The sequence below is a fragment of the Streptomyces sp. NPDC054783 genome (genome assembly GCF_053611725.1).
Genome location: NZ_JBSHAY010000009.1, coordinates 21,182 through 42,821, shown reverse-complemented (window position 1 = coordinate 42,821; position 21,640 = coordinate 21,182). Strand labels below are relative to the sequence as shown.

General features: G+C 70.4%; 25 protein-coding genes, 3 tRNA genes and 1 pseudogene. 7 read left to right on the top strand and 22 right to left on the bottom strand.

The features are described from left to right. Nucleotides 1-228 precede the first annotated feature (228 nt). From rplL to ACWGJ5_RS17830, 8 genes are all read right to left on the bottom strand, one after another. Nucleotides 229-612, bottom strand: coding sequence for a 50S ribosomal protein L7/L12 (gene rplL, locus ACWGJ5_RS17865; RefSeq protein WP_453310643.1), 384 nt, complete (start codon nt 610-612; stop codon nt 229-231). Nucleotides 613-728: 116 nt separating this feature from the next. Continuing rightward, entirely contained in the window at nt 729-1,259 is a 531-nt protein-coding gene (gene rplJ, locus ACWGJ5_RS17860) for a 50S ribosomal protein L10 (protein WP_069779227.1), read from the bottom strand. A 297-nt stretch (nt 1,260-1,556) separates the two neighbouring features. Beyond that, complete coding sequence (locus tag ACWGJ5_RS17855) at nt 1,557-2,516, bottom strand: hypothetical protein (RefSeq protein WP_453310642.1); 960 nt, start codon at nt 2,514-2,516, stop codon at nt 1,557-1,559. A 165-nt stretch (nt 2,517-2,681) separates the two neighbouring features. Continuing rightward, on the bottom strand, nt 2,682-3,407 hold the full coding sequence (gene rplA, locus ACWGJ5_RS17850; RefSeq protein ID WP_453310641.1) for a 50S ribosomal protein L1: 726 nt from the start codon (nt 3,405-3,407) through the stop codon (nt 2,682-2,684). Nucleotides 3,408-3,507: 100 nt separating this feature from the next. Then, complete coding sequence (gene rplK, locus ACWGJ5_RS17845) at nt 3,508-3,942, bottom strand: 50S ribosomal protein L11 (RefSeq protein WP_031167035.1); 435 nt, start codon at nt 3,940-3,942, stop codon at nt 3,508-3,510. Nucleotides 3,943-4,112: 170 nt separating this feature from the next. After that, nucleotides 4,113-4,973 carry a transcription termination/antitermination protein NusG gene (nusG, locus tag ACWGJ5_RS17840; RefSeq protein WP_228621241.1) on the bottom strand — a complete coding sequence of 287 codons (861 nt, stop codon included), beginning with the start codon at nt 4,971-4,973 and terminating at the stop codon, nt 4,113-4,115. Nucleotides 4,974-5,053: 80 nt separating this feature from the next. Continuing rightward, a complete protein-coding gene (secE, locus tag ACWGJ5_RS17835; RefSeq protein WP_023547417.1) occupies nt 5,054-5,341 on the bottom strand; it encodes a preprotein translocase subunit SecE in 288 nt (95 codons plus the stop codon). A gap of 106 nt (nt 5,342-5,447) precedes the next feature. After that, nucleotides 5,448-5,520: transfer RNA gene (locus tag ACWGJ5_RS17830), tRNA-Trp, on the bottom strand. A 262-nt stretch (nt 5,521-5,782) separates the two neighbouring features. On the opposite strand from ACWGJ5_RS17830, the gene ACWGJ5_RS17825 reads away from it, so the two are divergent. Both ACWGJ5_RS17825 and ACWGJ5_RS17820 read left to right on the top strand, forming a co-directional pair. Next, nucleotides 5,783-7,009: a pyridoxal phosphate-dependent aminotransferase gene (locus ACWGJ5_RS17825; RefSeq protein ID WP_453310640.1), complete on the top strand. Its 1,227-nt coding sequence runs from the start codon at nt 5,783-5,785 to the stop codon at nt 7,007-7,009. Nucleotides 7,010-7,132: 123 nt separating this feature from the next. Continuing rightward, nucleotides 7,133-8,173: an adenosine deaminase gene (locus tag ACWGJ5_RS17820; RefSeq protein ID WP_453310639.1), complete on the top strand. Its 1,041-nt coding sequence runs from the start codon at nt 7,133-7,135 to the stop codon at nt 8,171-8,173. Here the strand turns inward: ACWGJ5_RS17820 and ACWGJ5_RS17815 are convergent. Together ACWGJ5_RS17815 and ACWGJ5_RS17810 are read right to left on the bottom strand one after the other, a co-directional pair. Next, nucleotides 8,118-8,855, bottom strand: a complete 738-nt coding sequence (locus tag ACWGJ5_RS17815; protein ID WP_453310638.1) for a hypothetical protein — start codon at nt 8,853-8,855, stop codon at nt 8,118-8,120. The genes ACWGJ5_RS17820 and ACWGJ5_RS17815 overlap by 56 nt on opposite strands. Nucleotides 8,856-8,900: 45 nt before the next feature. After that, nucleotides 8,901-9,512, bottom strand: coding sequence for a TetR/AcrR family transcriptional regulator (locus ACWGJ5_RS17810; RefSeq protein WP_453310637.1), 612 nt, complete (start codon nt 9,510-9,512; stop codon nt 8,901-8,903). A 102-nt stretch (nt 9,513-9,614) separates the two neighbouring features. Between ACWGJ5_RS17810 and ACWGJ5_RS17805 the strand changes: the two genes are divergently transcribed. Next, nucleotides 9,615-10,247 carry an NAD(P)-dependent oxidoreductase gene (locus tag ACWGJ5_RS17805; protein ID WP_453310636.1) on the top strand — a complete coding sequence of 211 codons (633 nt, stop codon included), beginning with the start codon at nt 9,615-9,617 and terminating at the stop codon, nt 10,245-10,247. A gap of 19 nt (nt 10,248-10,266) precedes the next feature. On the opposite strand, the gene ACWGJ5_RS17800 is transcribed toward ACWGJ5_RS17805, so the two are convergent. From ACWGJ5_RS17800 to ACWGJ5_RS17760, 9 genes and pseudogenes are all read right to left on the bottom strand, one after another. Beyond that, nucleotides 10,267-11,322: a UDP-N-acetylmuramate dehydrogenase gene (locus tag ACWGJ5_RS17800; RefSeq protein WP_453310635.1), complete on the bottom strand. Its 1,056-nt coding sequence runs from the start codon at nt 11,320-11,322 to the stop codon at nt 10,267-10,269. A gap of 615 nt (nt 11,323-11,937) precedes the next feature. Next, nucleotides 11,938-12,327, bottom strand: a pseudogene (locus ACWGJ5_RS17795) (DUF3291 domain-containing protein). 44 nt (nt 12,328-12,371) lie between these two features. Further along, nucleotides 12,372-13,946, bottom strand: a complete 1,575-nt coding sequence (locus ACWGJ5_RS17790) for a DHA2 family efflux MFS transporter permease subunit (RefSeq protein WP_453310634.1) — start codon at nt 13,944-13,946, stop codon at nt 12,372-12,374. A gap of 85 nt (nt 13,947-14,031) precedes the next feature. Further along, entirely contained in the window at nt 14,032-14,601 is a 570-nt protein-coding gene (locus ACWGJ5_RS17785; RefSeq protein WP_453310633.1) for a TetR/AcrR family transcriptional regulator, read from the bottom strand. Between the two features lie 115 nt (nt 14,602-14,716). Next, nucleotides 14,717-15,145 carry a MaoC family dehydratase gene (locus ACWGJ5_RS17780; RefSeq protein WP_453310632.1) on the bottom strand — a complete coding sequence of 143 codons (429 nt, stop codon included), beginning with the start codon at nt 15,143-15,145 and terminating at the stop codon, nt 14,717-14,719. 7 nt (nt 15,146-15,152) lie between these two features. Further along, nucleotides 15,153-15,605 (bottom strand): FAS1-like dehydratase domain-containing protein, encoded by a 453-nt coding sequence (locus ACWGJ5_RS17775; protein WP_453310631.1) that lies wholly within the window; start codon nt 15,603-15,605, stop codon nt 15,153-15,155. Nucleotides 15,606-15,789: 184 nt separating this feature from the next. After that, a complete protein-coding gene (gene rpmG, locus ACWGJ5_RS17770) occupies nt 15,790-15,954 on the bottom strand; it encodes a 50S ribosomal protein L33 (RefSeq protein ID WP_003948671.1) in 165 nt (54 codons plus the stop codon). Nucleotides 15,955-16,045: 91 nt separating this feature from the next. Further along, nucleotides 16,046-16,118, bottom strand: a tRNA-Met gene (locus tag ACWGJ5_RS17765). Nucleotides 16,119-16,164: 46 nt separating this feature from the next. Then, nucleotides 16,165-16,237 (bottom strand) — tRNA-Thr (locus tag ACWGJ5_RS17760). A gap of 385 nt (nt 16,238-16,622) precedes the next feature. Between ACWGJ5_RS17760 and ACWGJ5_RS17755 the strand changes: the two genes are divergently transcribed. Further along, nucleotides 16,623-17,885 carry an amidohydrolase family protein gene (locus ACWGJ5_RS17755; RefSeq protein ID WP_453310630.1) on the top strand — a complete coding sequence of 421 codons (1,263 nt, stop codon included), beginning with the start codon at nt 16,623-16,625 and terminating at the stop codon, nt 17,883-17,885. Between the two features lie 198 nt (nt 17,886-18,083). After that, the gene (locus ACWGJ5_RS17750) at nt 18,084-18,740 is read left to right on the top strand and encodes an SDR family oxidoreductase (RefSeq protein ID WP_453310629.1); all 657 of its coding nucleotides are present in this window, start codon (nt 18,084-18,086) and stop codon (nt 18,738-18,740) included. Nucleotides 18,741-18,870: 130 nt separating this feature from the next. Here ACWGJ5_RS17750 and ACWGJ5_RS17745 read toward each other — a convergent pair whose 3' ends face one another. From ACWGJ5_RS17745 to ACWGJ5_RS17735, 3 genes are read right to left on the bottom strand one after another with little or no spacing between them, the layout of a single operon-like run. Further along, nucleotides 18,871-19,083 carry a hypothetical protein gene (locus ACWGJ5_RS17745; RefSeq protein WP_453310628.1) on the bottom strand — a complete coding sequence of 71 codons (213 nt, stop codon included), beginning with the start codon at nt 19,081-19,083 and terminating at the stop codon, nt 18,871-18,873. Nucleotides 19,084-19,124: 41 nt separating this feature from the next. Further along, nucleotides 19,125-19,349 (bottom strand): hypothetical protein, encoded by a 225-nt coding sequence (locus ACWGJ5_RS17740; protein WP_228621255.1) that lies wholly within the window; start codon nt 19,347-19,349, stop codon nt 19,125-19,127. Between the two features lie 44 nt (nt 19,350-19,393). Next, nucleotides 19,394-19,747, bottom strand: a complete 354-nt coding sequence (locus tag ACWGJ5_RS17735; protein WP_453310627.1) for a DUF6233 domain-containing protein — start codon at nt 19,745-19,747, stop codon at nt 19,394-19,396. Between the two features lie 209 nt (nt 19,748-19,956). On the opposite strand from ACWGJ5_RS17735, the gene ACWGJ5_RS17730 reads away from it, so the two are divergent. Together ACWGJ5_RS17730 and ACWGJ5_RS17725 are read left to right on the top strand one after the other, a co-directional pair. Next, nucleotides 19,957-20,439, top strand: coding sequence for a carboxymuconolactone decarboxylase family protein (locus ACWGJ5_RS17730; protein WP_453310626.1), 483 nt, complete (start codon nt 19,957-19,959; stop codon nt 20,437-20,439). A 533-nt stretch (nt 20,440-20,972) separates the two neighbouring features. Further along, entirely contained in the window at nt 20,973-21,365 is a 393-nt protein-coding gene (locus tag ACWGJ5_RS17725) for a hypothetical protein (RefSeq protein ID WP_453310625.1), read from the top strand. Nucleotides 21,366-21,640: the final 275 nt, after the last annotated feature.

Sequence of the window (21,640 nt, the reverse complement as noted above, 5' to 3'; positions counted from 1 at the left end):
GGTTCGTCAAGGGCCCCCTTGCGGGGAACCGGGCATCCGGAGACACGGCGAAGATCACCTTACCCCTCACGAACACAGGTGCAAGGCAGCCCAGGCCGGGCTCCGGGGAACGCCGAAGGGCGACCACCCGGATGGATGATCGCCCTTCGGTGCGTTCGCGTTACAGCCCTACGGGACTGAATTTCTGCGCGCAGTCGAGTCCTGCGGTGTCGCGGGACCCGGAAGGTCTTACTTGACCTCGACGGAGGCGCCGGCGGCCTTGAGGGACTCGGCGGCCTTCTCGGCGGCTTCCTTGTTGACCTTCTCGAGGACCGGCTTCGGGGTGCCGTCGACGAGGTCCTTGGCCTCCTTCAGACCCAGGGAGGTCAGCTCACGCACGACCTTGATGACCTGGATCTTCTTGTCGCCGGCGCCGGTGAGGATGACGTCGAACTCGTCCTTCTCCTCCTCGGCCTCGGCAACGGCGGCCGGGCCGGCGGGGCCGGCAACGGCGACCGCGGCGGCGGCGGTGACGTCGAACTTCTCCTCGAAGGCCTTCACGAACTCGGAGAGCTCGATGAGGGTCATCTCCTCGAACTGGGCAAGCAGCTCGTCCTGGGTGAGCTTCGCCATGATGGCGGTCCTTCCACTCAATCGGCAGGTGCCGGATGTACTGGGTAAGGCGGGCGTACGTCGGCCCGCTGAGACCCTCGCCGCCTCATGCGGCCAGGATCAGAAAGCGAGCCGAATTACTCGGCACCGCCCTGCTCGGCCTGCTTGGCGCGCAGCGCGTCCACGGTGCGGACGAGCTTCGACGGCAGCGCCTGGAAGAGCTGAGCAGCCTGGGACTGCTTGCCCTTGAAGGCACCGGCCAGCTTGCTGAGCAGAACCTCGCGGGACTCGAGGTCCGCAAGCTTCTTGATCTCGTCGGCGGAGAGGGCCTTGCCCTCGAGGACACCGCCCTTGATGACGAGATTGGGGTTGTCCTTGGCGAAGTCACGCAGACCCTTCGCCGACTCCACCGGGTCACCGGTGACGAAGGCGACGGCCGTCGGGCCAGCGAAGAGCTGGTCCTCCAGCGTGATCCCGGCCTCCTTGGCCGCAATCTTGGTCAGCGTGTTCTTCACCACGGCGTACTGGGCGTTCTCACCGAGCGACCGGCGCAGCGTCTTGAGCTGCGCCACGGTGAGACCGCGGTACTCGGTCAGCACGGCGGCGTTGGAGCTGCGGAACTTGTCCGTCAGCTCCGCAACCGCGGCAGCCTTGTCGGGCCTCGCCATAGAGCCTCGGCCTCCTTCCGGGTGATTCGGACCGCGCGGACCCGAAGGAGGACTGGGGAAAACGAAACGCCCCGGCGCAGGCGCACGGGGCGGACTCGACCGGCCGCACACGCGCTCGGCGCGCGCACTCCGGGAGTTCTTCCACTGTCACCTGCGCGGGTCGCCCACTTTTCAGCGGATCCTTCGGCCACCGCACCCTCGTTCAAGCGCGCGGCAACGACCAGCGGTCTTTGGCTTCGGAAGGAGACTACGGGACCGGGGCGCCGTCGAGCAAATCGGGCCCCGGCCCCGGTGAGGTCAGGAGCTGATGCCGGTGCCCGCCCCGGGAACACTGGTGGCGGAACCGCTCGACGTCTTGCCCGAGCCGGGGACGCCGAGGGACTTCATCAGGTCCTTGAAGTCCTTGGTGTCGCTCGCCGGGGGCGCCTCGGGGGAGACCTTCACGCCGTAGTCGCTGTAGTAGGTGGTGTTGGTCATGGCGCCGTACGCCGTGTCGGCCTTCTCGGTCTTCTTGACCAGGAGGTTCTGGTCGTTGATCCAGATGTCGACGGTCTCCGTGGTGATACCCGTCTTGTCGAGCTGCCGCTTGAGCTCGGCCAGCCGGGAGGCGCTCAGGTTGCCGTTCTTGCGGGCGAAGTCGGCGACGTCGATGGTGCCGGAGTAGTGCGTGACCCGGGCACCGGAGACCTCCTCCCTGCCGACCTTCTTCACGTCGTGCGAGGCCAGCAGCATCTGCACCGACTGGTACGGCGTGGTGGTCCGCGCCTGGTCCTGGAGGTTGGACGTGGCGCCGCCGGTGATCTTGGTGAGGTCGGCGTAGCTGTACCGGATCCAGTGCTTGCCGGTCTGCTCAGCGAACTTGCCGCCCACCCTGCCGTAGACGGCGTCCGGCAGATACCGGGCCTCCGAGGACGGCGTGCCGGCCTTGCGCATGGCCTCGCCGAGCCTGCCGCCGGTGTAGGTGAGGGTGAGGTCGCCCTTGAGGCCGCCGGCCCAGGACACCTCGCCGGTCGCGCTCAGTGACATGACCGTGCCCAGGGTGGTGCTGGAGCGCACCTTCGCCGATTCCGCCTTGTCGGTGGACTGCTCGGTGGTGCGCAGGACGGCGGCGATGGGGCTGACGTGGATCGTGCCGCCGCCTGCCGCCGCCTTGTCGCCCTTGCCCGAGCCGGAGGAGGAGCCGCAGGCCGCCACCGAGGTCAGCGCGGCGACAGCGGCTACGGAAAGGGCCGTACGGCGGACGGTCGTGCTCTTCATCTGGTCCCACCCCTATGACAAATCGTGTGTCCTGCACCGTAGCTCAGGCCACTGACAGTCGTACGAAAGTTCGCACAAAGAAAGGACGGGCCCCGCACCTGGAAGGTTGCAGGGCCCGCCCTTGCTCACGCGTACCTGACGCGGCTACCGGGCTGAGCGGAGGGCTCAGACGGCGGCCGGGTCCTCCTCGGTGAGGAGGTTGCGGGTGCGGTTCGGGTCGACCGGGATGCCGGGGCCGATCGTGGTGGTGATGGCGGCCTTCTTGAGGTAGCGACCCTTGGCGGCGGACGGCTTCAGACGGAGGATCTCCTCCAGCGCGGCGCCGTAGTTCTCCACCAGCTTGGCGTCGTCGAAGGACACCTTGCCGATGATGAAGTGCAGGTTCGAGTGCTTGTCGACGCGGAACTCGATCTTGCCGCCCTTGATCTCGGTGACGGCCTTGGCGACGTCGGGGGTGACGGTGCCGGTCTTCGGGTTCGGCATCAGACCACGCGGGCCGAGGACGCGGCCGAGGCGGCCGACCTTGCCCATGAGGTCCGGGGTGGCGACGACGGCGTCGAAGTCCAGACGGCCCTTCGAGACCTCATCGATCAGCTCGTCGGCGCCGACGATGTCGGCGCCCGCGGCACGCGCGGCCTCGGCACGGTCGCCGGTCGCGAAGACCAGGACCCGGGCGGTCTTACCGGTGCCGTGCGGAAGGTTCACGGTGCCACGGACCATCTGGTCGGCCTTGCGCGGGTCGACACCCAGACGGAAGGCGACCTCGACGGTGGCGTCGAACTTGGTCGTGGAGGTCTCCTTGGCGAGACGGACGGCCTCGAGCGGGGCGTACAGCTTCTCCCGGTCGACCTTGGCGTCCGCAGCGCGGAGAGCCTTGCTGCGCTTGCTCACAACTTGCTCCTGTGTGTTCTGAAAGGAGTCGTGGTCCCTGGGCCGAGCAGGCCCTGCCACGTGCGACCGGCGACGGCCGCATGACTACGGGGGGTTGAGGTCAGCCCTCGACCGTGATGCCCATGGAGCGGGCGGTGCCGGCGATGATCTTGGACGCGGCGTCCAGGTCGTTGGCGTTGAGGTCGGGCATCTTGGTCTGGGCGATCTCGCGGACCTGCGCCTCGGTGATCTTGGCGACCTTGGTCTTGTGCGGCTCGCCGGAGCCCTTCTCGACACCAGCGGCCTTGAGGATCATCTTCGCGGCCGGCGGCGTCTTGGTGACGAAGGTGAAGGAACGGTCCTCGTAGACCGTGATCTCCACCGGGATGACCCAACCGCGCTGCGACTCGGTCGCGGCGTTGTAGGCCTTGCAGAACTCCATGATGTTGACGCCGTGCTGACCGAGCGCGGGGCCGACCGGCGGGGCCGGGTTCGCCGCACCGGCGTTGATCTGGAGCTTGATGAGCCCCGTGACCTTCTTCTTCTTGGGAGGCATAGCTCTCCGGGTCCTTTCATTCGGGTCCATGCCCGCGCGAGGATCGCGATCCTGACGCAGGCATACCGCACAACGATAACGGGTATGGATGCGCGGCCAAAAACCGCGCAGGTCAGACCGGCTGAGACAGCCCGCCTGACCTGCGCGGAAGAGCGACGTCCAGAAATGGACTAGTTCTTCTGGATCTGGTCGAAGGACAGCTCGACCGGCGTCTCGCGGCCGAAGATCTCCACCAGGCCCTTGACCTTCTTCGAGTCGGGGTTGATCTCGTTGATGGTCGCCTGCAGGGTGGCGAACGGACCGTCGGTGACGGTGACCGAGTCGCCGACCTCGAAGTCCAGCACCTGGACCTCGACCTTGCGCTGCGGCGCGGGCTTGCCCTCGGCCTCGGCGGCCTCGCGGGCGGCCTTCTCCTCGGCCTCCGGGGCGAGCATCTTGACGATCTCGTCCAGGGTCAGCGGGTACGGGTCGTAGGCGTTGCCCACGAAGCCCGTGACGCCCGGGGTGTTGCGGACGACGCCCCAGGACTCGTTGGTCAGGTCCATGCGGACCAGGACGTAACCCGGCAGCTTGTTCTGCTTGATCGTCTTGCGGTCGCCGTTCTTGATCTGGACGACCTCCTCCTGCGGCACCTCGGCCTGGAAGATGTAGTCCTCGACGTTCAGCGAGACGGCGCGCTGCTCCAGGTTGGTCTTCACGCGGTTCTCGTAGCCGGCGTAGGTGTGGATGACGTACCACTCGCCGGGCAGGGAGCGCAGTTCCTCGCGCAGGGCCTCGACGGGGTCGACGGGCGCGGCCGGCTCCTCCTCGGCGGCCTCGGCGGCAGCCTCCTCGCCGGCTTCCTCGTCCTCTTCGTCCTCGTCCTCGACGTTCAGGGCAGCCTCTTCGGCCGGCTCCCCCGCCTCGGCCTCGGCAGCCTCGAACTCGTCCTGCTCGTCCGCGCCCTCGACGATGTCGAGCTCGTCGTCCACCATCTCGGCAGCGGTACCGCGAGGCTCGATGGCGTCGTCGTTCAGGTTCGGGTCAGACACGATGGCTGCTTCTTCCTGGATACATAGGGGTGGAACATGCGAAAACGGGCGCCGGTGCCACGGCGCCCTTCGCTCTTGGCTCAGCCGAAGACGTACTTGGCCGCGTGGTTGAGCCCATAGTCAATCACGGTCACCAGCGCGATCATGATGGCGACGAAGAAGATCACCACTGTGGTGTACGACGTCAGCTGGTTGCGCGTCGGCCAGACGACCTTGCGGAGTTCCGCGATGATCTGGCGGTAGAAGGTGGCGAGGCGCTTCAGCGGGCCCTTCTTGGCGCGCTTGCCGCCCTTGCGGGCCTTCTTCTTGGACTCGAGCGCCTCGTCCTGGGCATCAGGCGTGTCGATGGAGCCCACGGCGTCCGTCATTGTCCTCACCTGGTCCCGGGTCGTGGCCGTGCCGCGCCCGGTTTCTGAGCCGCACGGCGGTGCATTGCTGTACGTACATGCGCACACATCCTGGCGGTGTGTGTAGCAGGGCCGGAGGGACTTGAACCCCCAACCGCCGGTTTTGGAGACCGGTGCTCTACCAATTGAGCTACGACCCTTTGTGTGCCCCCCAACGTACCGCATCCGGCCGGGTGCGAGGTGTGCACCGGTTTCGGCGGCGGCTTCTGAAGGCCAACGAGGTGAGAGTGTACGTGGTCCGCGGCCCGGCGTCGAACAGAAAGCGCCCGTCCAGGGCCGGTTGACCAAAGATCGTCCTGGCCGGGGGCCGGATTCGGACCCGTGTTCACGCATCGACCCCTGGTTGTTCAGTCCGTGAAACCCATGTGCCGGGGACATTTCCGGTCTGGAACGATGGGCTCCATGAGCGCTGCAACCCCACCCACCGAGCGCCGGGTCTCCGCCCGAGTCGGCGCGATCTCCGAGTCCGCCACCCTCGCCGTGGACGCCAAGGCCAAGGCCCTGAAGGCCGCCGGGCGTCCGGTGATCGGCTTCGGCGCCGGCGAGCCCGACTTCCCGACCCCGGACTACATCGTCGAGGCGGCCGTCGAGGCCTGCAAGAACCCCAAGTACCACCGCTACACGCCCGCCGGCGGCCTGCCCGAGCTGAAGGCCGCCATCGCCGCGAAGACGCTGCGCGACTCCGGCTGGGAGCCCGACGTCTCGCAGATCCTCGTCACCAACGGCGGCAAGCAGGCCATCTACGAGGCGTTCGCCGCGATCCTCGACCCGGGCGACGAGGTCATCGTCCCGGCGCCGTACTGGACGACGTACCCGGAGTCGATCCGCCTGGCCGGCGGTGTCCCGGTGGAGGTCGTGGCCGACGAGACGACCGGCTACCGCGTCTCGGTCGAGCAGCTGGAGGCGGCGCGCACGGAGAAGACCAAGGTCGTACTCTTCGTCTCCCCGTCCAACCCGACCGGTGCGGTGTACTCCGAGGCCGAGACCGAGGCGATCGGCCGCTGGGCCGTGGAGCACGGCCTGTGGGTGCTGACCGACGAGATCTACGAGCACCTGGTCTACGGCGACGCCGCCGCGGTGTCCCTGCCGGCGCTGCTGCCCGAGCTGCGCGACAAGTGCATCGTGGTCAACGGTGTGGCGAAGACGTACGCCATGACCGGCTGGCGCGTGGGCTGGGTCATCGGCCCGAAGGACGTCGTCAAGGCCGCGACCAACCTGCAGTCGCACGCCACCTCCAACGTCTCCAACGTGGCCCAGGTGGCCGCCCTGGCCGCCGTCTCCGGTGGCCTGGAGGCCGTGGCGAAGATGCGCGAGGCCTTCGACCGGCGCCGCAGGACGATCGTGCGGATGCTCAACGAGATCGACGGCGTGGTCTGCCCGGAGCCCGAGGGCGCCTTCTACGCCTACCCGTCGGTCAAGGCCCTGCTCGGCAGGGAGATCCGCGGCAAGCGGCCGCAGGACACGGTCGAGCTGGCCGCGCTGATCCTGGAGGAGGTCGAGGTCGCGGTGGTCCCGGGCGAGGCCTTCGGCACGCCGGGCTACCTGCGGCTGTCGTACGCGCTGGGCGACGAGGACCTCGTCGAGGGCGTGAGCCGCCTCCAGAAGCTGCTGGCGGAGGCCAAGGCCTGAGCTGGTCCATTTTTGGACAGGGGCACCCCGAAGGTTCGGGGTGCCCCTGTTCGTTTGTGCGAGCAAGACCACGTACGGGGAAACGGCTACCGGTACGGCAGGGACGTACGGCAGGATCTGGGAATGGAGCGTGTACGTGATCTCTCTGAGCTGCCGAAAGCCCATCTGCATCTGCACTTCACCGGTTCGATGCGGCCGGGAACCGTCCTGGAACTGGCCGACAAGTACGGCGTGCGTCTGCCCGAGGCCCTGACCGAAGCCCTGACCAGCGGCGAACCGCCCAAGCTGCGGGCCACCGACGAGCGGGGCTGGTTCCGTTTCCAGCGGCTCTACGACGCGGCGCGCTCCTGCCTGCGCCGGCCCGAGGACATCCAGCGCCTGGTCCGGGAGGCCGCCGAGGAGGACGTGAGGGACGGTTCGGGCTGGCTGGAGATCCAGGTGGACCCGACGTCGTACGCGCCCCGGCTGGGCGGTCTGATCCCCGCGCTGGAGATCATCCTGGACGCCGTGGACACGACGTCCCGGGAGACCGGGCTCGGCATGCGCGTGCTGGTCGCCGCCAACCGCATGAAGCACCCCTTGGACGCCCGTACGCTGGCCCGCCTGGCGGTGCGGTACGCGGACCGGGGCGTGGTCGGTTTCGGGCTCTCCAACGACGAGCGGCGGGGCATGGCGCGGGACTTCGACCGGGCCTTCCACATCGCGCGCGAGGGCGGCCTGCTGTCGGCCCCGCACGGCGGCGAGCTGACCGGCCCGGCGTCGGTGCGCGACTGCCTGGACGACCTGCACGCCTCGCGGATCGGGCACGGGGTGCGCGCGGCGGAGGACCCGCGGCTGCTGAAGCGGCTGGCGGACCGGCAGGTGACCTGCGAGGTGTGCCCGGCGTCGAACGTGGCGCTCGGCGTGTACGAGAAGCCCGAGGACGTCCCGCTGCGGGCCTTCTTCGAGGCGGGCGTTCCGATGGCCCTCGGCGCCGACGACCCGCTGCTGTTCGGCTCCCGGCTGGCCGCCCAGTACGAGATCGCCCGGCACGCGCACGGCTTCTCGGACGCCGAGCTCGCGGAGCTGGCCCGGCAGTCCGTGCGGGGTTCGGCCGCCCCGGAGGACGTCAGGGCACGGCTGCTGGCCGGCGTGGACGAATGGCTGGCCCGCCCGGCCGTCTGAGACGACTCGGTGGCTCGCCCGGCCGTCTGAAGTGGGCGTAGGGCGGATAGGGCTTGAAGCAGACCAGTACGTCGACCGAGTGCCCGCCGCCGGGTGGCTGGACGAGGGCCGGGAGCTCGGCCATCAGCATCGCGTGCCCCTTGGCGGCGTTCTTCCGGTACGGCCCGTTGCCGGCCGCGTGGGCGAACCAGGTGGCCGTCTCGGCGAACACGTCCCGGCTGCCGAAGAGGAAGAACGTGCACGCGTGCGTGGCGTGCCGCAGCACGTCCCGGGAGCCCGGCCGCTCCCGCCGCTCACGCCAGGCGGCGGCGTCCCGCGCGGTGCGCACCTCGTCGGTGCGGGCGGTCAGCGGCACGCCCCGGCGGAGCCTGCGGCGCAGTTCGGGCCACTGTGCGGGGCGCAGACCGAGGACGTGGTGGGCGAGGACGAGGTCGACGCGCTCGCCCACGCCCTCGTCGGGCGGGACGCCTTCGCGCAGCGGCACGTGGACGATCGTGTGCCGGGAGTAGGCGGCGAAGGAGAACAGGCCGGCCAGCCGGCGCAGTCCGTCGTGGTCGCCGAGCAGCAGGCCGATGGGCTCGGGGGCGCGCAGCGAGGTGTGGCGCAGGGGCTGCCGGGGCTGGACGACCCGGTGCTGGTGCGGGCCGGTGCGGGGCCGGAACTCGCGCAGCTTCAGCCGCATACGGCCGTGATCGCGTGGACGGTTGTCATGCCCTCAGCGTGATACTCACGCTGAGGGCGGCGCAACGGAGATTCCGCCCAGCAGCGTCCGCGCGAGCCGCGCGGCGAACGCGTCGACCGACGGCCGCTCCCCCGTGTCGGTCGCGTCGTAGGCGAAGGCGCGCTGCGCGCAGGCGCCCAGCAGCAGGGAGGCGGCCGCAAAGGTGTCGGCGTCGGCGCGGACCCGGCCGACGGCCTGTTCCGCGCGCAGGTAGGCGTCCAGGTCCTGGATGGGCCGGTGCGGGCCGGAGCCGAGCGTGCGCAGGGCGTCGTCGTGGCGCCGTTTGAGCTGGGTCTCGGCGTACAGGGAGGCGGCGATCGGGAAGCTCTGCTCGTAGAAGAGGGCGGCCTGGCGGGCGATCTCGGTGAGGTTGCCCTCCAGGGTGTCCTGTCCCGGTTGTGCGGCGAGGCTGTTGAGGAGGGGCGTGAGCCGGGGCAGCCGCTCGGCGAGGACGCGCACGAACAGGTCCTCCTTGCTGTCGAAGTACTTGTAGAGGGCCGCTTCGGAGCAGCCGGCCGCGCGGGCGATCTCCTTGGTGGTGGCCCGGGCGAGTCCGACGGTGAGCATGAGCTCGTGGGCGGCGTCGAGGATGCGGACACGCGCCGGCTTCGGCTCCATGGGAGTCCAATCGGGCTTGACGGGTGGGTGAGTGCTTACCCACTCTAGGGGGAGCAGGGGTGAGTGAACACTCACCCACCAGTCCCGAGTACGGGAGCACTCATGAACCTCACCGTTTTCGGCGCCACCGGCGGCATCGGCCGGGAGATCGTGCGCCAGGCGCTCGACGCCGGCCACCGGGTGACGGCCGTGGTCCGCGATCCGGCCCGGCTCGACGTCACGGGGGACACGCTGCAGGTGTTCCGCGCCGACCTCACCGACCCCGAGGAACTGCGCACCGCCGTCCGGGGCCGGGACGCGGTCCTCTCCGGCCTGGGCGCGCGCAGCCGCAAGGACGCCGGGGTCGCCACCCGGCTGACCCGTACGGTGCTGCGCGCCATGGAGGCGGAGGACGTACGACGGCTGCTCGTGGTCAGCGCCGGTCCCGTCGGCCCCGCCCCCGAGCGAGACGGCGCGCTGGACCGTGCGATGCGCGGCCTGGTGTCGGCCGTCCTGAAGGACGTCTACACCGATCTGCGCGGGATGGAGGCCGAGCTGGCCCGCAGCGGCACGGACTGGACCTCCGTACGGCCGCCGCGCCTGCAGAACAAGCCGCTCACCGGCCGCTACCGCACCACCGTCGGCGGCTTCCCGCGCCAGGGCCGTTTCATCGCACGCGCCGACGTGGCGCACGCGATGCTGGCGATGATCGACGACGCGGGGACGGTGAAGCAGGGGGTGGGGGTGGCGTACTAGGCCACTGCCGTTCGTGCCGTCAGAGGTTGACGCCGACCGTCACCGGCTCGTTGACCAGCGTGATGCCGAAGGCCTCGCGGACGCCGGCGACCACCTCGCGGGCCAGGGCCAGCAGGTCCTCGGTGGTGGCGTCGCCCCGGTTGGTGAGGGCGAGGGTGTGCTTGGTGGAGATGCGGGCCGGTCCGGTGCCGTAGCCCTTGGTGAAACCCGCCTTGTCGATCAGCCAGGCCGCGGAGGTCTTCGTACGGCCCTGCCCCGCCGGGTAGGCGGGCGGCTCCACGCCGTCGCCCAGCCGCTCGCCCACGCGCGCGCGGAACGCGGCGAACTGCTCGTCGGTGAGGATCGGGTTGGTGAAGAAGGACCCGGCGGACCACGTGTCGTGGTCCTCGGGGTCGAGCACCATGCCCTTACCGGCGCGCAGCTTCAGCACGGTCTCGCGGGCGTCGGCCAGCGGCACCCGGTCCCCCGGTTCGACGCCGAGCGCGCGGGCCGCCTCGGCGTACTTGACGGGTGCGGAGAGCCTGCCCGCGTCCTCCAGCTCGAAGCGGACGCGCAGCACGACGTAGCGCTCGGGGTCGGCCTTGAAGCGGCTGTGGCGGTACGAGAAGGCGCACTCCTCGTTCGTCAGCGTGACGGTCTCGCCGGCGCGCCGGTCGTAGGCGATGACCTCGGTGATGGTGGAGGAAACCTCCTGGCCGTAGGCGCCCACGTTCTGGATCGGCGTGGCGCCCGCGGACCCGGGGATGCCGGCCAGGCACTCGACGCCGGCGAGCCCGGCCTCGACCGTGCGGGCGACGGCGTCCGTCCACACCTCGCCGGCCGCCAGCTCCAGCGTCGTGCCGCGCAGCTCCACACCGCGCGTGGCGATGCGCAGGGCGGTGCCGTCGAAGCCCTTGTCGCCGATGACCAGGTTCGATCCACCGCCGACGACCAGCAGCGGCGTCCCGCTGTCGTCGGCCTCACGGACGGCGGCGATCACCTCGGCGTCGGTCACCGCAGTGACCAGCCGCGTCGCGGGGCCGCCCAGCCGGAAGGTGGTCAACGGGGCAAGAGGGGCGTCGTGGAGTACCTGCACGGGCCCAAGACTACGAGACGGCTCCGTCGGCCCCGCATCCCCGCGGGCGGCGGTCACGGCACTGTGGCGGGACGGCAGGAGCGCCTTGCCTCGCGGCACAGATCCGGGTCGACGGCGGCGCCGGTGGGCGCGGCCGCGGTTCCGCGCCATGCCGGGCCGAAGTGGGAGGCCTCGCCCGGCTGGGCGGGCACTGGGCTCCTCATTCGGCTGGGCAGGCAACGGCGGGCTCCTCCACCGGCTGGGACGGGGCTTCTCCGTCGGCCGGCCGGAATCGGGGCGACGGGGCGGCGTTGGCACTGTGCCACCTCCGATCCCGGCCGGCCTCTCCATGGGTCGCCGAGAGCGGCGGTGCGGTGCGGTGCGGTGCGGTGGGACTTTCGGTCCTGCCCCGCGCGGGTCGGCCGGAACGGCCCTCGCACCGCGAGGCTTTGGTCCGACGCCGACCTCGCCCAGCCGCTCCCCGCCAACCCGCACGCGCCGACAGGCATGCACGCGCGCGTGAACGACTGCACAGGGGCACGCGCCCGTGAACCCCCAACGCACCTACACGCGCGCGTGGCTCCTCTCGAAGGCCACGCGCGCGTAGGCGACGTACCGTGACTGCCTGCCGACGGTCTACGTGAGCCGCCGCTCCGCCTCCCCCCAGCTCACCGGCAGTTGGTCGCTGGTGGTCTGCCAGGTGGCGAACGCGACGTCGCGCATCTGGGAGGCCAGCCCGCGGGAGGCGGGCCGGTGGGCACCGGAGCGGGCGAAGGCCTTCAGCGCGTCGGCGGACTCCCAGGCGGACAGCGTCCAGAAGGTCCGTCGCAGGGGCTGTGCCTTGAGGGAGGCCCCGTACGCGCCGGGGGCCTTGCCGACCTGCCGCCACACGGCCGGGGTGCGGGCGAGGAAGCGGAGGGCGCCCCACAGGGAACGGGTCTCGAAGCGCTAGGCGAAGACGTGCACCTCGGCGTCCTGCGGCGGGGTATTCGGCACGATCCACGGAAGAGCGGGGAGAGCGGGCATCGCGAACTCCTTCGGTGGGCGAGGCGAGGCTCGAGGTCCGGGCCTCAGCGGGCGGTGCTCTTCACGGCGGTGCTCTTCACGGCGCTGGTCACCGCGGCGGCGGTCTCCGGCGCGGTGGTCGTCGGCGCGGTGGTCTCCGGGGCGGTGGTCTCCGGCGCGGGAGCCTCGGCGGCAGCCGCCTCCAGGGCAGTCACGGGCGTCTGCCGGTCCCCCGCGAGGGCGAGGCGGGCGGCGCTGCGCCGGGCCGGGATCACCAAGGCCGCGACCGCGGCGAGGGCGACCACCGCCGAGCCGGTGACCAGGGCGGGCCGCAGGCCGTCGACGAAGCTCTGTGCGCTCTCGTAGCCGCCCTGTGCGGAGAAGATCGACGACATCACCGCGATGCCGAGCGCCCCGCCCACCTCACGCAGCGCGTTGTTGGCGCCGGAGGCGATGCCCTGCTCCTGCGGGCGGACGCTGGACATCACCAGGTTGGCGGCCGGGGCGAAGTACAGGGCCATGCCGATCCCGCTGATGACCAGGGCGGGCAGCTGGGCGGCGTAGGAGGCGTCCGCGGTGGCGACGGCGGCCATGTAGCCGAGGCCGGCGGCCTGCAGGAACAGGCCCGCGGCGACGACCGGACGGCCGCCGATGCGGTCGGAGAGGATCCCGGCGATCGGCGCGACGAGCATCGGCATCCCGGTCCAGGGCAGCATCCTGAGGCCCGCCTCGGTGGGCGAGTAGCCGAGCACGCCCTGCATGTACTGGCTGAGCAGGAAGATCGAGCCGAACATGCCGACGAACATCAGCAGGCTGGCCGCGTTGATGCCGGAGAAGGCGCGGGACCGGAACAGCCGCATCGGCAGCATGGGGTTGGCCGCGCGGGAGCTGTACAGGACGAACCCGGTCAGCAGCGCGCCGCCCGCGAACAGCGAGGTGAGGACCACGGTGTCGGTCCAGCCGTCGGCGGGGCCGCGGACCAGGCCGTAGACGATCCCGAAGAGGCCGCCGCTGGCGAGCAAGGTGCCGGGGACGTCGAGCCGGGCGCCGGTGCCGTAGGACTCGGTGAGGCGGAGACGGGCGAGCGGCAGCGTGATCAGGCCGAGCGGCACGTTCAGCCAGAAGATCCAGTGCCAGGACACGTGCTCGGTGAGGCTGCCGCCGATGAGCGGCCCGGAGGCGACGGCGAGCCCGTTGACGGCGCCCCAGATGCCGTACATCATCCCGCGTTTGGCGGCGGGCACGGCCGCGGTGAGCAGGGTCAGCGTCAGCGGCATCATCACGGCCGCGCCGACGCCCTGGACCGCGCGGGCCGCGATCAGGGAGCCGATGCCGGGGGCCATGGCCGCGGCGGCGGAGGCGCCGGTGAAGACCGCGAGTCCGGCGATGAAGAGCCGACGGCGCCCGAAGCGGTCGCCGAGCGCCGCGCCGAACATCAGCAGGACGGCGAAGGTGAGCGTGTAGGCGCTCACGGTCCACTCGAGGTCGTCCAGCGCACCTCCGAGGTCCTTGCGGATGGAGGGCAGGGCGGTGGTGACGACGAGGTTGTCGAGGGCCGCCATGAAGCCGGCGACGCTGGTGATGACGAGGGCCCAGGCGGCGCTTCCGCGCCCCGCGCTCGTCCCGGTGTGCTGTGACATCTCTCCCCCAGAGGGCTATCTAGTTAGTTATTGATGACTAACTTTCGTGGGCAGGAAAAGAGGCGGGACAACCCGCCTCGTTCCGCTACTTCTCCAGCCGGCCGGTGATCCGGGCCGACGGATACATCCCCTGCCAGACCCGGTGCTCCGACGGAAACCCCATGGCCGTGAGGGTGTTGATGAGCATCCCGTACGCCAGGAAGGTCGTGGTCTCGTTGTCGTCCGCCCCCAGCGGCAGGTGAACGGTGTTCCAGAGCTTCATCCAGGAGGCCCTTACGGCCTCGCCGAACTCGTGGTCACCCTCCGCCTCGGCCGCCGCGACCGTGATGTACGTCTGCATCTGCATCTGCAGCCGCTCGGGCTGCTCCGTGATCAACCGCACATAGGCGTTCGCCATGGCGTGCAGGGCCTCCTCGCCCGCCAACCCCGCTGCCGCCTCCTCGAAGACCCGGCAGGTGTCCTCCACACAGCGCAGCGACGCGGCGGAGAACATCGCCTTCTTGCCTGCGAAGAGCCGGAAGAGGTACGGCTGCGACACGCCCACGCGGCTCGCGATCGCCTCCGTGGAAGTGCCGTAGTAGCCCTTCTGCGCGAACTCCGTGATCGCCGCGCGAATCACGCTCTCGCGTCGCTCCTCTGCACTCATCCTGACCATGAGAAGTAAGTTAGTACTCAATCACTAACTTGGCAAGCCCATGCCGACCGAGATACGCGTAAGGGGCGCCCCACCAGGGAGGACGCCCCTTACGTCACCGGTTCCGGTGGAGCCGTCAGGCCAGCCGTACGACCGCCCGGGACATGCCCAGCACCTTCTGGCCGTCGCTGGTCGCCATCAGGTCCACGCGCACGGTGTTGTCGTCCAGCTTCGCCGCGACCTTGCCGCTGACCTCGATCAGCGCGCCCTTGTCGTCGTTCGGTACGACGACGGGCTTGGTGAAGCGGACACCGTATTCCACGACCGCGCCGGGGTCCCCGGTCCAGTCGGTGACCACGCGGATCGCCTCGGCCATGGTGAACATGCCGTGCGCGATGACGTCCGGCAGGCCGACCTCCTTGGCGAACTTCTCGTTCCAGTGGATCGGGTTGAAGTCCCCGGAGGCACCCGCGTAACGCACGAGCGTGGCGCGGGTCACGGGGAAGGTCTGCGCCGGCAGTTCGGTGCCGACCTCGACGTCGTCGTACGCGATCTTCGCCGTCATCAGGTCCTCACGTCCCCTCGGCCGCGCGGGCCACGAGCTTGGTCCAGGCGGTCACGACGTGCTCGCCGGCCTCGTCGTGCACCTCACCGCGGATGTCCAGGATGTCGTTGCCCGCGAGGGACTTGATCCCCTCGATGCTGGAGGTGACCGTGAGCCGGTCGCCGGCGCGCACGGGACGGCTGTAGGCAAACTTCTGGTCGCCGTGCACCACGCGGCTGTAGTCGAGACCGAGCTGCGGGTCCTCGACGATCTGTCCCGCGGCCGGGAAGGTGATGGCGAACACAAATGTCGGCGGGGCGATCACGTCGGAATGACCGGACGCCTTCGCGGCCTCCGGGTCCGTGTAGACCGGGTTGGTCTCGCCCACCGCCTCGGCGAACTCGCGGATCTTCTCCCGGCCCACCTCATAGGGCGTGGTGGGCGGGTAGGTCCGTCCCACGAAGGACTGGTCGAGCGCCATGGCCCGGCACCTCCTGATGTCTGCTGTGATGGCCCCAAATTAGCCGGAATCCACGCCGGGGAACGCGCGGGGGGACGGCGAGGCCCCGGCCGCCGGAGCGCGGGTGAAGCCGGAGCGCCGGTGAAGCGGTGAAACGCCGCGAGGCCGCCCCCTCGGAAGGGGACGGCCTCGCGGACGAGCCTGTTTATCGCGTTTCGCGGTGCGCGGTGTGCGCGTTGCAACGCGGGCAGTGCTTCTTCATCTCAAGACGATCCGGGTTGTTACGCCGGTTCTTCTTGGTGATGTAGTTCCGCTCCTTGCACTCCACGCAGGCCAGCGTGATCTTCGGGCGGACGTCGGTGGCAGCCACGTGAGTGCTCCTAAGACGAACGGATGGACTAAATTCAACGCAAGAAAGAGTAGCCGATCGAAGGACCGACCCCGCAATCGGCTACTGTCAGTAGCGGTGACCGGACTTGAACCGGTGACACAGCGATTATGAGCCGCTTGCTCTACCGACTGAGCTACACCGCTGTGATGCGATCGGACCCCGCCTTTCGACGGGAACCTCTCACACCAGAGCCCCAAAACGGAATCGAACCGTTGACCTTCTCCTTACCATGGAGACGCTCTGCCGACTGAGCTATTGGGGCGAGCGATGAAGACATTACACGGTCCGCCGCCGTTCACCCAAATCCGTATCAGGCAGCCCGCGACCACCCCCGGCCCAGGGCGCGCAGCGGCCTCATCGGGCCCAGGGCGGGCCCGAGAGGCAGGAGGTGTCGCCAAGGGCAGCAGGGCCGCCGAGCGCCACAAACGGTGCACGCGCACGGGGGCGTCGGCGGAGAGAGCAGGGTCCACGCGGGTGGGCGACATGCGTACCGCCAAGGGCGGACCACGCCGGTACGACTATTGCGCTCCTGCACGCCCGGCGCGGCTCGCCACCCTAGGCTCGACTCGCTCTGCGTGATCTTGGGGCCCGGGCCCCGGTGTCTCACGCGGGCCCGCCCGAGCCCCCGGCACCGATCCTGGAGCGCGATGCCCGACAGCCAGCCGCAGCCCCACCCACCGTCGAACTCGGGTTCCTCGGGCAAGTCCGCCCCGGCCGCCCTGCTGCTGTGCGGGGCGCGGCTCACCGACGGCCGGACGGTGGACGTAAGGCTGGGCGGCGGGCGCATCGAGGCGGTGGGCACGGCCGGCAGTCTGGCGGCGGGACCCGCGCGGACGGGCGCCACGCGCGTGGACCTGAGCGGCTACCTGCTCCTGCCGGCCCCGGCCGAGCCGCACGCCCACGGAGACACCGCGCTGTCCGCCGAGCGCCCCGGCCCGGCGTCGTACGCCTCCGAGGACGTCCAGCGCCGGGCGACCGAGGCGGCCCTGCTGCAGCTCGGGCACGGGGCGACGGCGGCACGCACGCACGTGCGCGTGGGCGATGTGCAGGGGCTCGGCGCGCTGGGCGCCGTCCTGCAGGCGCGGCGCTCGCTGCGGGGACTCGCCGAGCTGACGACGGTGGCGATGCCACGGCTGCTGACCGGTGTGGCCGGGGCCGACGGGCTGGCGATGCTGCGCGACGCGCTCAAGATGGGCGCCTCGGTGGTGGGCGGCTGTCCCGACCTGGACCCCGATCCCACGGGCTATGTGGAGACCGTCCTGGAGGTCGCCTCCGAGCACGGCTGCCCGGTGGACCTGCACACGGACGCCTCCGACCCCGCCCGGTTGTCCCGGCTCGCGGCCATGGCCGGGGGCCTGCGCCCCGGCGTGACGATCGGGCCGTGCGCCGGTCTCGCGCGGCTGCCCACCGAGGCCGCCTCCCGCGCGGCCGACCAGCTCGCGGCGGCCGGTGTGACGGTGGTGTGCCTGCCCCAGGGCGGCTGCTGCGGAACCGACCGCCGGGGCGCCGCTCCGGTACGGCTGCTGCGCGCGGCCGGGGTGCGGGTGTCGGCCGGCAGCGGCGCCCTGCGCGACGCCTCCAACCCCGTCGGCCGGGGTGACCCCCTGGAGGCGGCCTACCTCCTCGCCTCCGCCCACGGCCTGCGCCCGGAGGACGCCTACGACGCCGTCAGCACCTCGGCCCGCGCGACACTGGGCCTGCCGGAGGTACGCGTGGAGGCCGGCTTCCCCGCCGACCTCCTCGCCGTACGCGGGAACCGCCTGTCCGGCGCCCTGTCCCTGGCCTACAGCCGGATCGTGGTCCACCGGGGCCGGGTGGTGGCCCGCACGAGCGCGGTACGCGAGTACTGCAACTCGGCGGCCACGGCCGAACTCGGGTTGCCGCGACAGGGGCGGGGCGCGTTGTCGTGAAGGGCACGCGGTCTCGGGTGGGCGCCTGGGGGCCTGGGGTGGGCGCCCAGAAACCCGGGGGTGCGTGAATGGGCGTGCGCGCCAGCGTGTGCCCATTCGTTTTGCAGGGCGGGTGCCGGAGGGCGGGTGCCGGCGCGGGCATGCCACGCCGGTCAACTCACGGGGCGGATGCGCCCCGTCCGGCGTACGGTCGGATTCATGCGCATTGTCATCGCTGGGGGTCATGGTCAGATCGCGCTGCGGCTGGAGCGCCTGCTCTCCGCGCGCGGGGACGAGGTGGCGGGGATCATCCGCAGGTCCCAACAGGGCGACGATCTGCGGGAGGCCGGCGCCGAACCGGTGCTGCTCGACCTGGAGTCCGCCTCCGTGGAGGAGGTCGCGGCGCACCTGCAGGGCGCCGACGCGGCGGTCTTCGCGGCCGGCGCGGGCCCGGGCAGCGGGGCGGCCCGCAAGGAGACGGTGGACAGGGGCGCGGCGGTGCTCTTCGCGGACGCGGCCGTTCGCGCGCGCGTGCGTCGCTTCCTGGTCGTGTCCTCGATGGGCGCGGATCCCGCGCACCAGGGCGACGGTGTCTTCGACGCGTACCTGCGCGCCAAGGGCGAGGCGGACGCGTACGTCACCCGCCAGGAGGCCCTGGACTGGACGGTCCTGCGCCCCGGCTCGCTGACGGACGACGCCGGCACCGGTCAGGTCCGTCTGGAGGCGCACACCGGGCGCGGCGCGATCCCCCGGGATGATGTGGCGGCCGTACTCGCGGAGTTGGTGGACACCCCGGCGACGACCGGCCTGACGCTGGAGCTGATCAGCGGATCGACGCCGGTGTCGGTGGCGGTGAAGTCGGTGGCCGGGAACTGAGGCCGGCCACCGGCCGTTGAACGGAAGGGCCCGCCACCACGCCCTCGTCACCGTCACCGCCGGCCTGCCGCTCCGTCAGGTCCCCCGCGTCCCCCAGCACGAGCAAGCCGCCCCTCCGTCTCTCAGTGACTCAGAACAGAGGCAACTGCCCGGGAAACTCCGGTGCGGCGTACCCGTCCAACGCCGGCTGGACGGCCCCGGGTTGCGCCTGCTGCCGCGACCCCACGCAGGAGACGAGTTCCCCGTTCTCCCGCGCCCCGGGCGGGTCGTGCCGCGCGTAGCGGCCCGCGACCACGGCGATGTCGCGGCGGCACACAGGACAGGCTCTGCGTCGGGAGGACATGCCGTCAGTGTGCCCGCGCCGGCGCCGACGCTACACCGCGGTCAGGTGCGGGTCTCGGCCTCCCAGCGGTCGGGGCCCACCCCGCGCCAGTCGATCAGCGGCGACTCGGCCACCTGCTCCGGCTCGATCTCCAGCCCAGCGCGGCGCAGGAACTCCACAAGGTCCCCCACGTTGTGCGCCAGGCCGAGGATCTCGCCGTCCACCCGGACCCGGCGGCCGCCGGTCGGGGACGGCAGGTGCACGATGATGGGTCGTTTCCCGGGCATGGCTCCAGCATCGTCCGGACCACCCGGGTCCGCACCCGGACCGGTCATTCCAGTATTCCCAGCGTGGTGTCGGGGCGGCACAGCGGGCATGCGGCGACTCCTCCTTCGGTGAGGGCACGTACGGCCTGGTCCCGGCCGACCCCCTTGGCACGCCCGCCGGCGCTCGTACAGCCGCCGACGTGGACGTACACCGCGGTGCGGCCATTCAGGCCGCGTTCGATCAGCCAGTCCGGAGCGGCCTGCCGGGCGGCGAGGCGGTGCTGCCGTTCGGCCTCCCGGCGTTCTTCGTCCGCGATCCACCGGTCCATCAGGGCGAGCTGCCGCGCGGCCTGATGTTCGACGACGCGGCGGGCGAAACGCAGCATGTCGAGACGCGTCAGGGGACGGTCATCGTTCACATGTTCGATTCTAGTGAAGGGACCCGGAAGTGCGACCAGCGGGATGCGACCGAACGGGGTCCGCGTGAAACCGTTCTCCGCCGTTGGGATGCGTTGAGGCGGGTCGAGGCGCAGGTCACATCCATCCTTGTCACAGGGCACGGGGCCGCTCTGTCCAAGAGGGCGTACGCGGAGGGCGTACACACCGGCAACCCACCCAGGAGTACACCGTGGAAGCTCGTCTGAACGTCATGGCCGCCCCGGTCGCGGCCAAGGCCATGAAGCACCTCATCGCCGCGGGCATGGCACTGTCGGAGTCGACCGTGCCGGCCTCGACGCGCGGACTGATGATGCTCCGCGCCAGCCAGATCAACGGTTGTGCGGGATGCATCGACATGCACACCAAGGAGGCCACCGCGGCCGGGGAGACCGCCGTACGCCTCCACCTGGTCGCCGCCTGGCGCGAGGCCAAGGTCTTCACCGACGCCGAGCGCGCCGCGCTGGAACTGACGGAGCAGGGCACCCGCATCGCCGACGCGGCCGGCGGTGTCCCGGACGAGGTCTGGGCGAACGCGGCCAAGTACTACGACGAGGACCAACTCGCCGACCTGGTGGCCCAGATCGCCGTCATCAACGCCTTCAACCGCGGAAACGTCATCACCCAGCAGCCCGCCGGCGACTACGAGGCGGGCATGGTCGCCAAGTTCCACTGACGGTCAACGACGAGAGCCCCGTGACCCGCTCCCGCAGGTCACGGGGCTCTCTTTCCCGTGTGGCGGCGCCAGGATTCGAACCTGGGAAGGCTGAGCCGACAGATGTACAGCGGGCCGGCTTCGACGCCGATGACCCGGCAAAAAGCGAAGTTGCTTCTCTTCATGGGACGACGCGAGACGCTCCACGCCCGACCAAAGCTGCCGCGATCGTCTCCATGACCTCCTGGCTTTCGTCGTCCGGCAGTTCCTAATCCCCGGTACGGCGTCAGTCTTCAGGAAGCAGCAACAGCGGGGGCGACGTCTCGAATGGAGGGCCCGCCGCCATCTGTCAAGCCCCGAGATTCCGCGACGTGACAGGAATCGAGCGCTGGGGCCTTAATTGAGACGTGGTTGACACGGAGTAGATGGTCGTCCGCGCCGTCCGGAACAATTCCGACCGCGCCATTTACCTGACACACGCCCCGGCGAAGTACCCGTGCATTGCCAGGGCCATTCAACAATCCATCATTGCTTCTCACTGGAGGAGAATTTCCATGATCCGCACCACCCGTACGCAGCGCCTTACGATACTTGCCGCCTCAACCGCCTTGGCCGCGGGAGGCGCTCTGGTGCCCGCCGGTGCATTCGCCGCCCCTGCGACGTCGCACACCGCAACCACGACGTCAGCGACTCGCGGTCACCACGGCCACAGCAATGGTTCGAGCGAGGGCAACTCCCGCGCCGGTACTCCCAACTGCGAGACCACCGACCGCGGCTGCAATTACCCTGATCCCGACGGCCGCTACAACCAGCCACCGGTAACACCACCCCCGTATGACAACGGATCCAACAACTGCCAGACCACCGACCGTGGCTGCAACTACCCTGACCCCGACGGCCGCTACAACCAGCCATCGGAAGATATGGCGGAGATACCCCAGGCCTGATCTGGGACCAAACGCGGGGGGCGGCACGGAGTGAGCGAGCGGTCCAGCCGTCACGCCTCCAGCCAGATCGTCGAATGTCCGAAGAGAGAAAACGCCGACCTTTTCACGCGTTCGCACAGTCGTCTCCCGAAGCAATTGGAGCGACCGTTCCGCGTGCCGAGCCACGAAGAGCGGTGTCATGACGCAATGCGACGGCCGCGGCCTACTTGAGACACGGGCTTACGCAGAGTATGCGGCTCACCCGCACCGCCCCAATGCCCTTCTGCCACTGGAGG

Excerpts from the sequence above, each read along its gene's own strand:
- rplL (WP_453310643.1), bottom strand. The coding sequence starts at position 612 with ATGGCGAAGCTCACCCAGGACGAGCTGCTTGCCCAGTTCGAGGAGATG.
- rplJ (WP_069779227.1), bottom strand. The coding sequence starts at position 1,259 with ATGGCGAGGCCCGACAAGGCTGCCGCGGTTGCGGAGCTGACGGACAAG.
- ACWGJ5_RS17855 (WP_453310642.1), bottom strand. The coding sequence starts at position 2,516 with ATGAAGAGCACGACCGTCCGCCGTACGGCCCTTTCCGTAGCCGCTGTC.
- rplK (WP_031167035.1), bottom strand. The coding sequence starts at position 3,942 with ATGCCTCCCAAGAAGAAGAAGGTCACGGGGCTCATCAAGCTCCAGATC.
- secE (WP_023547417.1), bottom strand. The coding sequence starts at position 5,341 with ATGACGGACGCCGTGGGCTCCATCGACACGCCTGATGCCCAGGACGAG.
- ACWGJ5_RS17825 (WP_453310640.1), top strand. The coding sequence starts at position 5,783 with ATGAGCGCTGCAACCCCACCCACCGAGCGCCGGGTCTCCGCCCGAGTC.
- ACWGJ5_RS17820 (WP_453310639.1), top strand. The coding sequence starts at position 7,133 with ATGGAGCGTGTACGTGATCTCTCTGAGCTGCCGAAAGCCCATCTGCAT.
- ACWGJ5_RS17815 (WP_453310638.1), bottom strand. The coding sequence starts at position 8,855 with ATGCGGCTGAAGCTGCGCGAGTTCCGGCCCCGCACCGGCCCGCACCAG.
- ACWGJ5_RS17810 (WP_453310637.1), bottom strand. The coding sequence starts at position 9,512 with ATGGAGCCGAAGCCGGCGCGTGTCCGCATCCTCGACGCCGCCCACGAG.
- ACWGJ5_RS17805 (WP_453310636.1), top strand. The coding sequence starts at position 9,615 with ATGAACCTCACCGTTTTCGGCGCCACCGGCGGCATCGGCCGGGAGATC.
- ACWGJ5_RS17790 (WP_453310634.1), bottom strand. The coding sequence starts at position 13,946 with ATGTCACAGCACACCGGGACGAGCGCGGGGCGCGGAAGCGCCGCCTGG.
- ACWGJ5_RS17785 (WP_453310633.1), bottom strand. The coding sequence starts at position 14,601 with ATGGTCAGGATGAGTGCAGAGGAGCGACGCGAGAGCGTGATTCGCGCG.
- ACWGJ5_RS17780 (WP_453310632.1), bottom strand. The coding sequence starts at position 15,145 with ATGACGGCGAAGATCGCGTACGACGACGTCGAGGTCGGCACCGAACTG.
- ACWGJ5_RS17775 (WP_453310631.1), bottom strand. The coding sequence starts at position 15,605 with ATGGCGCTCGACCAGTCCTTCGTGGGACGGACCTACCCGCCCACCACG.
- ACWGJ5_RS17755 (WP_453310630.1), top strand. The coding sequence starts at position 16,623 with ATGCCCGACAGCCAGCCGCAGCCCCACCCACCGTCGAACTCGGGTTCC.
- ACWGJ5_RS17750 (WP_453310629.1), top strand. The coding sequence starts at position 18,084 with ATGCGCATTGTCATCGCTGGGGGTCATGGTCAGATCGCGCTGCGGCTG.
- ACWGJ5_RS17745 (WP_453310628.1), bottom strand. The coding sequence starts at position 19,083 with ATGTCCTCCCGACGCAGAGCCTGTCCTGTGTGCCGCCGCGACATCGCC.
- ACWGJ5_RS17740 (WP_228621255.1), bottom strand. The coding sequence starts at position 19,349 with ATGCCCGGGAAACGACCCATCATCGTGCACCTGCCGTCCCCGACCGGC.
- ACWGJ5_RS17725 (WP_453310625.1), top strand. The coding sequence starts at position 20,973 with ATGATCCGCACCACCCGTACGCAGCGCCTTACGATACTTGCCGCCTCA.